This window comes from Rhodovulum sp. PH10, from assembly GCF_000293785.1.
Classification (GTDB): domain Bacteria; phylum Pseudomonadota; class Alphaproteobacteria; order Rhizobiales; family Xanthobacteraceae; genus Rhodoplanes.
This window is the reverse complement of record NZ_AKZI01000063.1, coordinates 14515-29732: the sequence shown is the minus strand read 5'-3', so window position 1 is coordinate 29732 and position 15218 is coordinate 14515. Positions and strand designations below refer to the sequence as shown.

Below are 15218 nucleotides of genomic sequence, written 5' to 3'. Positions count from 1 at the left end.
TCCGCAAGACCGAACATCACGACAGAACAGGGCCACTCGGGGGAGAGACACATGGCCACGCAACGCTGGACGCGACGACCACCGGGCGCCAACTGGGGCGATTTCGGCCCCGACGACCAGGTGGGACGGCTCAATCTGCTGACTCCCGAAAAGGTGCGCCAGGGCGCCGCCGAGGTGACGGAAGGTCTTTCGTTCTGCCTCAGCCTGCCGCTCGATTATCCCGGCGGCTGCGGCCTCAATCCCAACCGCCATCCGCCGGTGACGCGGCCGACGCTGCGTCGCGGCACCGTCAACTACAACTGCCGCTTCGGCGCGCTCGAGCCCGGCCGCACCGATGTGCTGTGCGACGATCTCGTCATCCTGCACACCCAGTATTCCACCCAGTGGGACGGGCTCGCGCATGTCGGCAGCATGTTCGACGCCGATGGCGACGGTGAGCCCGAGCCGGTCTATTACAACGGCTTTCGTGCCGACAAGGAGATCGTCGGCCCCGAGGACGTGCACGATTGCGGCGTGCCGCAGGAGGTCGTGACGAAAAGCTCGTCGACCGCGGCAGCGCTCGGCATCGAGCAGATGGCGGCGACCTGCGTGCAGGGCCGCGGCGTGCTGGTCGACCTCGCGAAGCATTTCGGCACCGATCGCCCGCTGATCGGCTACGACGCGCTGATGCGGGCGTTCGAGGCCGACCGCGTCGAGGTCGAGAGCGGCGACATTCTCTGCCTGCACACCGGTTATGCCGAGCGCGTGCTGGAGATGAAACGCGAGCCCGACCCTTCGGTGCTGCACGGTTTTGGCGCGGTGCTGGACGGGCGTGACCAGCGCTTGCTGCAGTGGATTTCCGACAGCGGCATCGCCGCGCTCGCGGCCGACAATTACGCCGTCGAGGCGTTCCCGGCGCAGGACGGCGGTGACTGCTGTGCGGCGCTGCCGCTGCACGAGCACTGCCTGTTCAAGCTCGGGCTGCATCTCGGCGAGCTGTGGCGGCTGACGCCGCTCGCCGACTGGCTGCGGGCGCACGGCCGCAACCGCTTTCTTCTGACTGCTCCGCCACTCTTCCTGCCGGGCGCCATCGCCTCGCCCCTGACGCCCGTCGCCACCGTCTGAGATCCGCCCGGCGCCCGCCGGACGCGACACGTCGCTCACGTGACGGCCTTTCCATCCTCGCGACGGGGAGGCCGCTGCACGCCGAAACATTCCGGTTTTTCGGACGCGCATCCTTTTGCGCGCGTCGTCCGAAACATCCGGACGAGACGCGAAGAAAAACGGGGGAAATGATGACGACGAAAAACCGTGTGCTGATCACCGGCGGGGCAGGGGGCATCGGTCGTGCGACCGCCGAGCGTTGCCGCGCCGAAGGGTACGACGTGGTGACGATCGACGTCGCCGGCGACGGCATCCGCGCCGACCTGTCCGATCCGAAGGCGACCGCCGCTGCGCTCGACGAGGCGCTGGCAGGCGGGCCGATCACCCGCCTCGTCAACAATGTCGGCATCATCCGCCCGGCGCCGCTCGAGGAGCAGACGCTCGAGGATTTCGACGCGGTGGTGGCGCTCAATCTGCGCTGCACGCTCCAATGCACCAAGGCACTGGTGCCCGGAATGAAGGCGGCCGGGTTCGGGCGGATCGTCAACATGGCCTCGCGCGCGGCGCTCGGCAAGGAGCTGCGCAGCGCTTACGCCGCGACAAAGGCCGGGCTGATCGGCATGGCAAAGGTGTGGGCGCTCGAGCTCGGCGCGCACAGCGTCACGGTGAACGCAGTCGGTCCGGGCCCGATCCGCACCGATCTGTTCGAGCGCAACAACCCGCCCGACAGCCCGCGCACCAAGGCGATCATCGAGGCGGTGCCGGTCAAGCGCATGGGCACGCCCGAGGACGTCGCGCACGCGGTCGCCTTCCTGCTCGACGATCGCAGCGGCTTCGTCACCGGCCAGGTGCTCTATGTGTGCGGCGGCATGACCGTCGGCGCGGCGGGGGCGTGAGATGGCCGCCGAACGCGCGTCGCGCGGACCGGTCGGGATCGTCGGCGGCGGCAGCATCGGCGTCGCCTTCGCGATCGTGTTTTCGCGCGCGGGCTTCGTCACGCGGATCCAGGATCCCGATCCCGGGCGTCGCGCGGCGATCCCGGACGAGATCGCCCGCCGCCTCGCCGACCTCGCCTCGTTCGATCTGCTCGACGAGCCTGCGGCGCTGATCACGTCGCGCGTGAGCGTGGTCGAGACGATCGCCGAGGCGGCTGCCGATGCGGTGCTGGTGCAGGAATGTGCACCCGAGCAGCTTCCGCTCAAGCGCGAGCTGTTCTCGACCCTCGACAGCGTGGCACCGAAGACGGCGATCATCGCCAGCGCTTCCTCCGCTTTGCCGGCCTCGTCGTTCGCGGCCGAGTTGTCGGGCCGGGCGCGCTGCCTCGTCGCTCATCCCGGCAACCCGCCGTATCTGATTCCGGTGATCGAGATCGTGCCGGCGCCGTTCACGGCGCCCGACGTCGCGAATGCCTGCGTGGCGCTGTTCACCGATGCCGGCCTCGTGCCGGTGCGGGTGAACGCCGAGGTCGAGGGCTTCGTGTTCAATCGCCTGCAGGGCGCAGTGCTGCGCGAGGCCTATTGTTTGGTCCGCGACGGCGTCGCCTCGGTCGAGGACATCGACCGGGTGATGCGCGACGGGCTCGGACTGCGCTGGTCCGTCATCGGCCCGTTCGAGACCTCCGACCTCAACACCCGCGGTGGCATCGCCGCGCACGCGAAGAAGATGGGGCCGGCTTACGTCCGCATGGGCGCCGAGCGCGGCCAGCACGATCCCTGGACCGAAAATCTCGTCGCCGAGGTGACGCGCCAGCGACGTGAGAAGCTGCCGCTGGAAAACTGGGAGAGCCGGGTCGCCTGGCGCGACCGCATGCTGATGCGCCTCGTCGCCGAGCGGCGGCGCGCCGCCTCCTCGTGAGGTCCGTCCCACCCGCAACCGTCCACGCCTTTCATCACCTCGCACTCTCCACCCACCGACCAAGCAAATCACGACCACCGAAAGATCCGATCCGACCGACGATTCTCGAGCCCACGTCCACAACGCCGTCCATCATCAAAGGAAGCGGCCCAATGAACAAGCTGGCATCGTTTTTCACCGAGTTGATGCGGAAATATCTTCCCGATCCGTTCGTTTTCGCGATCGGCCTGACGCTGCTGACGGCGCTGCTCGCCTTCGGCGTGGAAGGCAAGAATCCCCTAGACATCACCACCATGTGGGGCAAGGGATTCTGGTCGCTGCTCGCCTTCACCACCCAGATGGCGGTCATTCTCGCGATGGGCTACGTGCTGGCGACCGCGCCGGTCACGGACCGTTTGCTGACCCGCATCGTCTCCGGCGTCCACTCGCCGACCGCGGCGATCATCGTCGCGACGCTGGTCGGCGGCGTCGGCAGCTGGCTCAATTGGGGCTTCGGCCTCGTCATCGGCGGCGTGGTGGCGAAGAAGCTCGCGCTCAAGGTGAAGGGCGTGCACTATCCGCTGATCATCGCCTCCGCCTATTCGGGCTTCACGCTGTACGGCCTCGGCCTGTCGTCGAGCATCCCGCTGCTGATCTCGACGCCCGGCCACCCGATGGCGAAGCAGATGGGCATCATCCCGCTCTCCGAGACGATCTTCTCGGTGCCGATGCTGCTCACCACGCTGGCGGTCGTGATCACGTTGCCGCTCCTGAACGCCTGGCTGCATCCGCGTCGCGGCGAGCACGTGGTCGAGCTCGATCCGGCGGTGGTCGAGGCCGAGCATGCGCGCAGTGGTGGGCCGGTTCATGTCGAGGAGGAGACGTTCGCGACCCGGATCAACAACAGCCGTATTCTCGGCCTGCTGATCGGCCTGTGCGGGCTCGCCTACATCGCCGTGTATTTCTATGGCGGCGGCAAGCTCGACCTCAACATGATCAACTTCATCATCCTGTTCCTCGGCATTTTGCTGCTCGGCACGCCGGCGGCCTATGTCGCCCGCGTCACCGACGGCATCAAGATGATCTCCGGCATCATCCTGCAATATCCGTTCTATGCCGGCATCATGGCGATCATGGCCGGCTCCGGCCTGGTGACCACCATCTCGAAGCTGTTCGTCGACGTGGCGACGCCCGAGACGCTGCCGTTCTGGGGACTGATCTCGTCCTTCGTGATCAACTTCTTCGCGCCGTCGGCCGGCGGCCACTGGGTGATCCAGGGTCCGTTCATGATCGACGCCGCCAAGGCGATCGGCAGTCCGCTGAGCCAGACCTCGATGTCGGTGATGCTCGGCAACGCCTGGAACGATCTGGTGCAGCCGTTCTGGATCCTTCCGGCGCTCGCGATCTCTAACCTGAAGCTGCGCGACATCATGGGCTACACCGTGATCATGATGGTGTGGGTCGGCCTGATCTACATCACCGCGGTGCTGGCCTGGGGCCATTTCGGCGCGTGATCTCACCCCTGATCCGGCGCGGCGCGCGCCGCGCCGAACGACACGAGGACACCTCTGATGCAAAGACCCGTTTTCATCTGCGACGCGGTGCGCACGCCGGTCGGGCGTTACGGCGGGGCGCTCGCCCGCCTGCGCGCCGACGATCTCGCCGCCGCGCCGATCGCCGCGCTGAAGGCGCGCCACGACGATCTCGATTGGGCGGCGGTCGACGAGGTCTTTTTCGGCTGCGCCACCCAGGCCGGTGAGGACAATCGCAACGTCGCCCGCATGGCGCTGCTGCTCGCGGGCCTGCCGGAGAGCGTGCCGGGCGTCACCGTCAATCGCCTGTGTGCCTCCGGGCTCGAGGCGATCGGCGAGGCGGCGCGTGCGATCACGTCGGGCGAGATGGAGCTCTGCATCGCCGGCGGCGTCGAGAGCATGACGCGTGCGCCGCTGGTGATGGGCAAGGCGCAGGACGCCTTTCAGCGCTCGGCCGAGATTTACGACACGACGATCGGCTGGCGCTTCGTCAATCCGGCGATGAAGGCGGCGTACGGCGTCGATTCGATGCCGCAGACCGGTGAGAACGTCGCGCAGGATCACGGCGTCTCGCGCGCCGATCAGGATGCTTTCGCGCTCCGGTCGCAGCAGCGCGCGGCGGCGGCGCAAGCGCGTGGTTATTTCGCCGAGGAGATCGTGCCGGTCTCGGTGCCGGCCGGAAAGGCCGGGCCGAAGCTGGTCGAGATCGACGAGCATCCGCGGCCCGGCACCACGCTCGAGCAGCTCGCCAAGCTGAAGCCGATCGTGCGGCCGGACGGCACCGTCACCGCCGGCAACGCGTCGGGCGTCAACGACGGCGCCGCCGCGTTGATCGTCGCCTCGGAACAGGCGGTGCGGAAACACGGCCTGACGCCTCGCGCAAGAGTGCTCGGGATGGCCTCGGCCGGCGTTGCGCCGCGGGTGATGGGCCTCGGCCCGATCCCGGCGACGCAAAAGCTGCTCGCCCGCCTAGGGCTCGCGATCGATGCGTTCGACGTGATCGAGCTCAACGAGGCCTTTGCGTCACAGGCGCTCGCCTGCCTGCGAAATCTCGGGGTCGCCGACGACGATCCGCGGGTCAATCCGAACGGCGGGGCGATCGCGCTCGGCCATCCGCTCGGCATGTCCGGCGCCCGCATCGCCCTCACCGCCGTGCATCAGGCGGAGGTGAGCGGCGCAAAGCGCGGCCTCGCCACCATGTGCGTCGGGGTCGGGCAGGGGGTCGCGCTCGCCTTCGAGCGGGTGTGAGGTTCGTCGTCACATCGTGTTCTCAGAACGGAGGATCGGACATGCTCTACATGGTTCACATGAACGTCGAGATCCCGGCCGACATGGACAAGGCGAAGGCCGACGAGATCAAGGCGACCGAGAAGGCCTATTCGCAAAAGCTGCAGCGCGACGGGCGCTGGAAGCATCTGTGGCGGATCGTCGGCGAGTACGCCAATGTCAGCATCTTCGACGTGGCGAGCAACGACGAGCTGCATCAGCTTTTGTCCGGCCTGCCGCTGTTTCCCTACATGACGATCACGGTGACGCCGCTGGCCACTCATCCCTCGGCGATCTGATACCGACGGCGACAGAGTCCGGCCTCGTCCTTCGAGACGGCCGCTTCGCGGTCCCTCAGGACGAGGTCATCGTTTCCCGCCGCGGCTATGATCATGTGAAGAGACCTCACGGCAGAACTCCGACGACGACACGGCCGGGCCACGGCCCGGCCGACCATGAACCCGATCGCGGAGGCATCCATGCCCTATCTGATCGAGACCTTCGACAAGCCGGGTCACCAGCACGTCCGGCGCGAGACCCGGCCGGCCCATCTGACGTTTCTCGAGGAGCACGGCGCGCTGCTGCTCGCCTGCGGCGCCAAGCTTTTCGACGGCGGCAGCGATGCCGGCGGCGGCATCTACATCGTCGATGTCGAGACGCGGGAGGAGGCGCAGGCCTTCATCGAGACCGATCCGTTCTTCCGCGCCGGCCTGTTCGCCTCGGTGAAGATCACCCGCTGGCGCAAGGCGTGGCTCGCCGGCCGCTGCTGCCTGTGACGCACGAGGAGGTTTTGCCATGCCCATCGCCGACGTGAACGGCGTCGCCTTGTCCTACACGGTCGACGGCGCGGCCGATCGGCCCGTGCTGCTGTTCTCCAACTCGCTCGGAACCAGTGCCGACATGTGGGCGTGGCAGCTTCCCGCGCTGCTGCCGCATTTCCGCATCGTGCGCTACGACACCCGCGGGCACGGCCGCTCGGCGGTGCCGGAGGGCGACTACGATTTCGACCTGCTCGCGCAGGACGCCGAGGCGCTGCTGACGCATCTCGGCGTGAGGAAGGCGCATGTGTGCGGCCTGTCGATGGGCGGCCCGACGGCGATGCGGCTCGCGCTGCGGCGGCCCGATCTGGTCGACCGGCTGGTGCTGTGCAACACCGCGGCGCGGATCGGCTCGGCGCAGGGCTGGTCGGACCGGATCGCGGCGGTCGCGGCGCGAGGGCTCGCCACCATGGCGCCGGAGCTGGTGGAGCGCTGGGTGAGCGACGGTTTTCGCGAGAAGAGCCCGGCGCTCGCGTGGATGCTGGTCGACATGCTGCGGCGGACGCCGGACGCGGGCTATGTGCGCAACTGCGCGGCGCTGCGCGACGGCGACCTCACCGCCGAGGTCCCGTCGATCTCCGCGCCGACGCTGGTGATCTCCGGCAGCCTCGATGCCGCGACGACCACCGCCCAGGCGGCCGAGCTCGCCGCGCGGCTGCCGAACGCCCGGCATATCGACCTCGTGTCGTCGCACATCTCGAACTGGGAGCAGCCCGAGGCGTTCTCGAACGCCTTGCTCCAGTTTCTGCGGCCGGATTGAGCCGCCGCCGGCGCGTGCCTGCCCGTGCGAAGCGGGTGACGGGTGCCCGACCGTCCGGCCCGTCCGCGGCCGCGTGCCGCCTCCTCATCGTACCGATCGTGCAATAATTTCGTCGCATGGCAGGTGCCGAGTGGCACCACCCGCGGGAGTCGTGCCTTTACCCTCCGAACGTCCTTTACCTCCGGACGTCGGCTTTCCCGCTCTATAGGAGGCGGAGGGGCAGCGCCTCGCGACGCGGTCGCGGGGCAGGCAGCCCGGTTCTCGAGGAGACATCGGCGTTGAGTCCGGTCGCGGAAGTGTTGACGGTGGCGGCAGCGGCCGGAAGCGTGTGGGGACTGCGGGCGCTCGCCCATCAGGCGATGCTGCACGGCATGCGGGCGCCGCGCGTGCCGCACGACTGCACGCCGGGCGATCTCGGCGTGCCGCCCGAGGATTTCTCGGAGGTGTCGATTCCGGGGCCCGGCGGCTGCCGGCTGTTCGGCTGGCTGGTGTGGCCGGCGGGTCCGCGCGCCCGTCCGGTGCCGGCGGTGATGGTGATGCACGGCTGGGGCTCCAACGCGGCGATGATGCTGCCGGTGGCGGGCCCCTTGCGGGAGGCGGGTTTTGCCACGCTCCTGATCGACGCACGCTGCCACGGCCGCAGCGACGACGAGCCGTTCACCTCGATGCCGCGCTTCGCCGAGGATATCTTTTCCGCGCTCTCCTGGCTGCGCGAGCAGCCGGGCATCGATCCGGGTCGCCTCGCGGTGCTCGGCCATTCGGTGGGTGCGGCAGCGGCGTTGCTGCACGCCTCGCGCCACCACGACGTGCGGGCGGTGATCAGCCTGTCGGCCTTCGCCCATCCGCGCGAGATCATGCAGCGCTGGCTGTCGGCGGCGCGGCTGCCGCCGCCGGTGATGTGGTACGTGCTGCGCCACGTGGAGCACGTGATCGGTGCCTCGTTCGACGAGATCGCGCCGCTCACCACGGTGACCAAGACCGCCTGCCCGGTGCTGCTGGTGCACGGGCGCGACGACGACACCGTGCCGTTCTCCGACGCCGAGCGCTTGCGCGACGCCGCCCCGCACGTGCGGCTGATGCCGGTCGCCGGCGACCACGATCTGCGCGAGACGCTGGCCCCCGAGGCGCCGAGGCTGATCGGCTTTCTCCGGGAGGCTTGCCGCGGGGAGACTCGTCTCGGGGAGACTCGTCTCGGGGAGGCTCGCCTCGGGGAGACACGCCTCGGGGAGGCTCGCCTCGAGGAGGCTCGCCTCGAGGAGACACGCCTCGAAGCCGGGCGTGAAAAAACCAGCGGCCCGGCGGAGCCGCTGCCCCACCCGACGATGGTACGTCCGCAGGGAACCATCGGCGCGTCCCGCGGTTGAGGTGGTGCCCGGCGCCCTGCCGGGATGGCTGTTTCGTACGAGATCCCCCGTGGTTTGCTGTGGAGTGGCTCGCGGTGGAGCGGCTCGCCAGAGCCGACCCGGCCGATCCTTTTCCTCACCCTTTCGGAGACCGACATGCGTTTGGTGAAGCTCTTGATTCCCGCCGCCTGCGTGCTCGCCTGGGCGATGCCGGCCTCGGCCGGCCCGGCGGGCGCCGCGAAAGCGCTCGGCGCCACTGCCGGCGCTGCGGGCGCTGCCGTGGTCGACGTGCAGTGGCGACCGGATCGCGACGGGCGCTACGACGGCCGCCGTGGCCCCGACCGCCGCGACTTCCGCCGTGATCATCGCCGCGGCCCGGTTTACCGCGGCCACCGTGGCCCGCCGCGCGGCTGGCACCGCTACTCGCGCCGTCCGGGCGACTGGCGCCGCCGCGGCTGCATGCAGGTCGGCCCGGTGTGGTTCTGCCCCTGATCGACACGACGACGCCCGGCGCGCGCCGTTCGCGCCGGGCGACGCCGCGGCCGTTCACCACGGGCACGCGGAGGTTGCGAAAATCCGCCGGCACGGTCGCTGCGCCGCGGCGAGTGTGGTAAGGACGTCGTGGAATCCAACACGACGGGCACGCACGCCATGACCATCGGCGCCAACGATATCGGCGACAGTCCGCTTCTGACGGACCTCTACCAGCTCAACATGATGCAGGCGTATCTCGCGAACGGGATGACCGAGAGCGCCTCCTTCGAGATGTTCGTGCGGCGGCTGCCGCCCGGCCGCTCCTTCCTGATGGCGGCGGGGCTCGAGCAGGTGGTCGACTATCTCGAGCAGCTCCATTTCTCCGACCAGGAGCTCGCCTATCTCGAGCGCAGCAAGCGGTTCGACCGCCGCATGCTCGACCATCTCGCGGATCTCCGCTTCACCGGCGACGTCGACGCCATGCCGGAAGGCACGGTGTTCTTCCCCGACGAGCCGTTGCTGCGCATCACCGCGCCGCTGCCGCTCGCGCAGCTGCTCGAATCGCGGCTGATCAACATCCTCCAGTTCCAGTCGCTGATCGCCACCAAGGCGGCCCGCGTGATGCTCGCCGCGCCCGGCAAGGCGTTGGTCGATTTCGGCTTGCGCCGCGCCCACGGGGCGGAGGCCGGACTGATGGCGGCGCGCGCGAGCTACGTCGCCGGCTTCGCCGGCACCGCGACGGTGCTCGCCGACATGCTGTGGGGCATCCCGGTCTACGGCACCATGGCGCATTCCTACGTGCAGGCGCACGAGGACGAGGTGACGGCCTTCACGAGCTTCGCCCGCGCCCGGCCGGACGGGCTCACGCTGCTGATCGACACCTACGACCCGCTCGCCGCCGCGCGGAAGGTCGTGCAGCTGGTGCCGCGGCTGAAGGCCGAGGGCATCACCGTGCAGTCGGTGCGGCTCGATTCCGGCGACCTCGTGCCGCTGTCGCAGGAGGTGCGGCACATCCTCGACGCCGGCGGCTGCGAGAGCGTGAAGATCTTCGTCAGCGGCGGGCTCGACGAGCTGTCCATTGCGGCGCTCCTGTCGGCCGGCGCGCCGATCGACGGCTTCGGGGTCGGCACCGCTCTGACCACCTCGCAGGACCAGCCGGTGCTCGATATCGTCTACAAGCTGCAGGAATATGCCGGGGTCGGCCGCCGCAAGCGCTCCGCCGCCAAGCAGACCTGGCCGGGCCGCAAGCAGGTGTGGCGCCGCCATCGCCCCGACGGCACGATGGCCGGCGACACGCTCTCGCTCGCCGGCGCCCGCGTCGACGGCGAGCCGTTGCTGGTGCCGGTGATGCGGAAGGGGCGCCGCGTCGCCGAACCGCCGCCGCTCGCGGCGCTGCGCACCCGCGCCGCCCGCGGCCTCGCCTCGCTGCCGGAAAACCTGCGCGACGTCGCGACCCCCGGCGGCTACCCGGTGACGATCGGCCCGGACCTCCTCGCCCTCACCGAAGAGGTCGACCGGCGCATCGCCGCGCACGGCTGAGAGGCCGGCGGGGCCGGGCCTCGCACGTCCGGCCGGACCTCGGACCTCGGACCTCGGAGACCTCGGACCTGGCCCCGCGCCGGGCCGGGCCTCCGGCGGGTCGAAAAAACGCGGCGAAAGCCTCCTTTAACATCCGGCCCGTAGCCTCGACGGCTCGGCGGAGGGGAGATGCACGACCGGCCCGGTCGAGTGGACCGTGGCGGATCGATCACGGGACGGACGGTCTCGTCAGAATGCCGTAATTTTGCACCGTCCGGGCGGAACGTCTCCGTAAAATCGCCGTTGTACGACGCCAATACCGCGCGGGGTGCGTGGTCCCAACCTTGGCCGGTGGCATGGATGTGATCCTCGTCAAGTTGCTCGCGGCGTTCCTGGCGCTCAGCCAGGTCGCGGTTCGTCCCGATGCCATCGTCACCCGGTTCGATCGCGACCGGGATCAGGCGCAGGTGGTGCAAATTCTCCGCGAAGGTTGTGCGCACATGCGCAAGGCCTTCGACATCGAGTCGATCGACATCGACGGCCTGCTGGAAACCGCGCTCGACGACCCGAAGGCCTTCACCGGCGACATCAAGGCGTTTCGCGGGCTGAATTTTTCCGACCTGCCGCCGCTCTATCGACAGTTCTGCAAGAACGAGGACGTCGCCAACTCGCCGGCCGACATCGGTGCGGTGATCGACTGGTACGACCACGCGGTCGCCGATCTGCCCGACGCCGGCAAGCTGAAGGGCATGCGGCTGCCGGGCATGAGCACCGTGCTCGACGCCAAGGGCGAGCGCTTCGCCGAGGTGTTTCAGCCGGAGAACCGCCGTGTGTGGGTGCCGCTCGCAAAGATCCCCGAGCACGTGCGCAAGGCGTTCGTCGCCGCCGAGGACAAGCGCTTCTACGAGCACCACGGCATCGACGAGCGCGGGCTGATCCGGGCGATGGTCGGCAATCTCGCCCGCGCCGGCCGGCCGCAGGGCGGCTCGACGATCACCCAGCAGGTGGCGAAGAACCTTCTGGTCGGCGACGATCTCACCTACGAGCGAAAGATCCGCGAGATGATCGTCGCGGCGCGGATCGAGCAGACGCTGACAAAAGACGAGATCCTCGAGCTCTATCTCAACACGATCTATCTCGGCCGCGGCGCCTGGGGCGTCGAGCTGGCCGCCGAGAGCTATTTCGGCAAGCCGGCCGCGCAGCTCTCGATTGCCGAAGGGGCGATGCTCGCGGGCCTCACCAAGGGGCCGAGCTACTACAATCCCGACCGCCATCCCGAGCGGGTGCGCGGACGCCTCGCTTACGTGCTCGGGCGGATGCAGGAGAACGACGCGATCACCGCGGCGCAGGCGGCCGAGGCGCGCGAGGCGGTGCTCGACTTCGTGCCTTACCATCGCATCACGGGCAACAGCGGCTTCTACATGCTCGACCAGATCGAGCGCGAGGCGCGCGGGCTTCCCGGCGTGGAGTCGCTGACCGCGGCCTCCGCGACGGTGAAGTCGACCATCCGTCCGGCCTTGCAGGAGGCGACCGAGACGGCGCTGCAGGACGGCCTCGCCCGCTACGAGAGCCGCACCGGCCGCGCGAAGTTCGAGGGGCCGGAGACCAATCTCGCCGAGGCGATCGCCAAGCTCGCCAAGGCCGACGCCAAGGAGGCGGACGACGCCGATGCCGCACCGGCCGCGTCCGACGCTGCGGCGAAGCTTTCGGTCGACGCCAAGGCCGACACGACCGCCGACAAGTCGACCGCCGGCGAGCCGGCCGGAAAGCCGGCCGACAAGGCGGTGGCCCAAAAACCTCTGCCGCGGCCCGATCCGCGGCCCGACCCCGCCTGGCAGCGGGCGCTCGAGGAGGCACGGCTGCCGCTCTACGACGTGCACTGGGTGCCGGCGGTGGTGGTCGAGACCGGCGGCCAGAAGGGCGGGCCGAAGGTCGGGCTCGCCGACGGGCGGGTGATGCCGCTGTCGGTGCCGTCCGCCGCGATCCGCCGGGCGCTGTCGCAGTGGGACGTGGTCTATGTCGACGTCGCCGAGCGCCGGGGCAAGGCGGCGCGGGCGAGCCTGCGCATCCGGCCGAGCGTGCAGGGCGGCGTCGTCGTGCTGGAGAACAAGACCGGCCGCATTCTCGCGATGGCCGGCGGCTTCTCCTATCCCCTGAGCCAGCTCAACCGCACCACCCAGACCCGCCGGCAGCCCGGCTCCTCGCTGAAGCCGTTCACCTATCTCGCCGCGCTCCACAAGGGCCTGCAGCCGAACACGCTGGTGCGCGACCAGCCGATCACGCTGCCGCCGATCGACAATACGAGCTCGATGCGCGAGAGCGACTACTGGACGCCGAAGAATTATTCGGGCGGCTCGTCCGGCATCCTGACGCTGCGGCTCGGCCTCGAATACTCCAAGAACCAGGTGACCGCGCAACTGCTCGACGGCGCCATCGAGAGCGACCCGAAAAAGAGCCTCGCCGACGTCTGCGCGCTGACCAAGGAGGCCGGCGTCTACGACGACTGCATCAACTACTATCCGTTCGTGCTCGGCGCCCAGCCGGCCCGGCTGATCGACCTCGCCGCCTTCTATGCCGCGATCGCCAACGAGGGGCAGAAGCCCACCCCCTATGCGGTCGAGAGCATCGAGGAGCAGGGCAGGGAGGTGTTTCGCCGCACGCCGACCTTCACCACGCTCGCCGGCGGCGATCGCGTGGCCTTCGTGCAGCTGCGCAGCATGCTGCAAGGGGTGGTCGCGCGCGGCACCGCCAACGCGATCTCCAAGCTCTCGCCCTATGTCGCCGGCAAGACCGGCACCAGCGACGGCGAGAACGACGCGTGGTTCGTCGGCTTCTCGAACGACGTCACGGTGGCGGTGTGGGTCGGCTACGACAATGCCGACGGCAAGCGACGCACGCTCGGCAACGGCCAGACCGGCGGCTCGGTCGCGGTGCCGATCTTTGCCGACGTGATGGAGGCGGCGTGGCGCACGGTCGCGGCCAAGGCGCCGTTCGCGCCGCCGTCCGCCCAGGCGCAGCGCCGGCTGGTGCAGCTGCCGATCGATCTGCGCAGCGGCACCCGGCTGAGCGAGCGCTCGTCCGGCGCCTTCATGGAGTATTTCCGGGTCGACGGCAGCGACCAGGTGGTCGACACCCGCAACGAGCTGGTCTCGGAATCCGACACCTATGCCTATGGCGAGCCGACCGACGGCGAGTCGTACGGCTATGGTTACGGCACCTACGGCCAGGAATATCCGATCTACCAGTACCGCTACCGGTCGAGCCCCTACGCCCAGGGCCAGACCTACGGCAACGGCTACCAGTACCAGCAGGGCTGGTCGTCGGGCGGCGGGATCTTCGGCGAGCTCGGGCGGATGTTCGGCGGCGAGCCGTCTCGCGGCTACCAGCAGCAGCAGCGGCAGCGCGAGGCGCATCCTTCACGCCGCGTCGATCCGCAGTATCCTTACGCGGAACGCGAACGATTCTGGTGAGCCGATGAGAGTGAAGCGAGCGATGGCCCGAGCCGTGCTGGTGGCCGCCTTGTGTGCCGCCGCGCCCTACGCCTCGGTGACGGCATCCGCCCGCGACTTCACGCTTCAGGATGTGCCGTCGCTCTCGGCGGCGACGCCGGCGGTGCCCAAGCCCGGCACCATCCTGTTCACCGACCACCACGACGACGAGATCGCCGACCCGAAAACCGGGCTGATCAAGTTCAGCGACTGGGCGCGCGCCCGGCCGGTGCAGAAGCGGCTGTTGTCGCCGTTTCCCGGCTACGAGGAGCCGATCCTGCGGATGACGGTGAACGGCGTCACCCGCTCCTACAAGCGCAAGCTGCACATGTACGTCGCCGAGGCGCGCTTCGCGCTCGACCGCCCGCCCGCGGCGATCGATCTCGCCCGCTTCGTCGATCTCGGCACGCTGAAGCGGATGGACCCGGCGATCGAGCATCGGGCGATCTCGCCCGACGACGTGGTGCCGAACAAGGACCCGAAGCTGTCCGCCCACAATCCGAACCGGCGCTGGTGCGAGAGCCCGACCCCGGTCGTGTGCATCCAGTCGCGCTACCGCTTCGAGGGCAAGCTGCCCTCCGCCATCATGCTGCTGAACAAGCTGCGCGACAGCGGCAAGCAGATCGCCGACCACATCGCGTTCCAGAGCGAGCTGCGGGTGGTGCCGCCGGAGGACATCGACCAGGCGGCCTATGCCGAGCTGACCGGGATATCGACCCCGGTCGCCGCCGCGCTCGAGCAGAACATCGTGCACGTCAACCAGGTGATGCAGTTCGGCAAGCTGCTCGCCGTGCTGCAGCCGGCGCCGGACGACGCGAACAGGACCGTGGTCGGCGTGTTCGTCGCACTCGCGGTCGAGAGCGACCTGTTCGAGAAGCGCAAGGAGCTGGAGAACGTGCCGGTGCTGCGGAACATGGTTCCCGCGCAGGTCTTGGCCGGCAACTCCTCCTTCAACACCGGCGACTCGATCAGCGCCGGCCTGCCGAGCTATGCGCGCAACCGCATGAAGGCGCTCGCGGCGATGCTCGCCGCCGACTGACCGGCGGTCGGCCGGGCGGGTGCGCGGCACCGGCCGGGCGGCTGCGTGGTGGTCGTGCGCCCAG

General features: G+C 69.3%; 13 protein-coding genes. All 13 read left to right on the top strand.

Features of this window, described 5'->3' with window-relative positions:
- The first annotated feature begins 51 nt into the window (after positions 1-51).
- The 13 genes from A33M_RS11480 (at position 52) to A33M_RS11420 (ending at position 15154) form a co-directional block, all read left to right on the top strand.
- Positions 52-1104 (top strand): cyclase family protein, encoded by a 1053-nt coding sequence (locus A33M_RS11480; protein WP_008387193.1) that lies wholly within the window; start codon positions 52-54, stop codon positions 1102-1104.
- Between the two features lie 170 nt (positions 1105-1274).
- The gene (locus tag A33M_RS11475) at positions 1275-1979 is read left to right on the top strand and encodes an SDR family NAD(P)-dependent oxidoreductase (protein WP_040620278.1); all 705 of its coding nucleotides are present in this window, start codon (positions 1275-1277) and stop codon (positions 1977-1979) included.
- Between the two features lies 1 nt (position 1980).
- Positions 1981-2937 carry a 3-hydroxyacyl-CoA dehydrogenase gene (locus A33M_RS11470; RefSeq protein WP_008387189.1) on the top strand — a complete coding sequence of 319 codons (957 nt, stop codon included), beginning with the start codon at positions 1981-1983 and terminating at the stop codon, positions 2935-2937.
- 152 nt (positions 2938-3089) lie between these two features.
- Entirely contained in the window at positions 3090-4430 is a 1341-nt protein-coding gene (locus A33M_RS11465; RefSeq protein WP_008387187.1) for a short-chain fatty acid transporter, read from the top strand.
- Positions 4431-4487: 57 nt separating this feature from the next.
- Positions 4488-5696 (top strand): 3-oxoadipyl-CoA thiolase, encoded by a 1209-nt coding sequence (gene pcaF / locus A33M_RS11460; RefSeq protein WP_008387184.1) that lies wholly within the window; start codon positions 4488-4490, stop codon positions 5694-5696.
- Between the two features lie 41 nt (positions 5697-5737).
- Entirely contained in the window at positions 5738-6013 is a 276-nt protein-coding gene (gene catC, locus A33M_RS11455; RefSeq protein ID WP_008387182.1) for a muconolactone Delta-isomerase, read from the top strand.
- A gap of 180 nt (positions 6014-6193) precedes the next feature.
- Complete coding sequence (locus A33M_RS11450) at positions 6194-6490, top strand: YciI family protein (protein ID WP_008387180.1); 297 nt, start codon at positions 6194-6196, stop codon at positions 6488-6490.
- A gap of 19 nt (positions 6491-6509) precedes the next feature.
- A complete protein-coding gene (pcaD, locus tag A33M_RS11445) occupies positions 6510-7292 on the top strand; it encodes a 3-oxoadipate enol-lactonase (RefSeq protein ID WP_008387179.1) in 783 nt (260 codons plus the stop codon).
- A 278-nt stretch (positions 7293-7570) separates the two neighbouring features.
- The gene (locus A33M_RS11440; RefSeq protein ID WP_157223442.1) at positions 7571-8656 is read left to right on the top strand and encodes an alpha/beta hydrolase; all 1086 of its coding nucleotides are present in this window, start codon (positions 7571-7573) and stop codon (positions 8654-8656) included.
- A 135-nt stretch (positions 8657-8791) separates the two neighbouring features.
- Positions 8792-9127, top strand: coding sequence for a hypothetical protein (locus tag A33M_RS11435; RefSeq protein WP_008387175.1), 336 nt, complete (start codon positions 8792-8794; stop codon positions 9125-9127).
- Between the two features lie 159 nt (positions 9128-9286).
- Positions 9287-10648, top strand: coding sequence for a nicotinate phosphoribosyltransferase (locus A33M_RS11430; RefSeq protein ID WP_008387172.1), 1362 nt, complete (start codon positions 9287-9289; stop codon positions 10646-10648).
- Positions 10649-10983: 335 nt separating this feature from the next.
- Positions 10984-14097 (top strand): penicillin-binding protein 1A, encoded by a 3114-nt coding sequence (locus A33M_RS11425; protein ID WP_040620277.1) that lies wholly within the window; start codon positions 10984-10986, stop codon positions 14095-14097.
- A 4-nt stretch (positions 14098-14101) separates the two neighbouring features.
- Entirely contained in the window at positions 14102-15154 is a 1053-nt protein-coding gene (locus A33M_RS11420) for a hypothetical protein (protein ID WP_052027018.1), read from the top strand.
- The last annotated feature ends 64 nt before the right edge of the window (positions 15155-15218 follow it).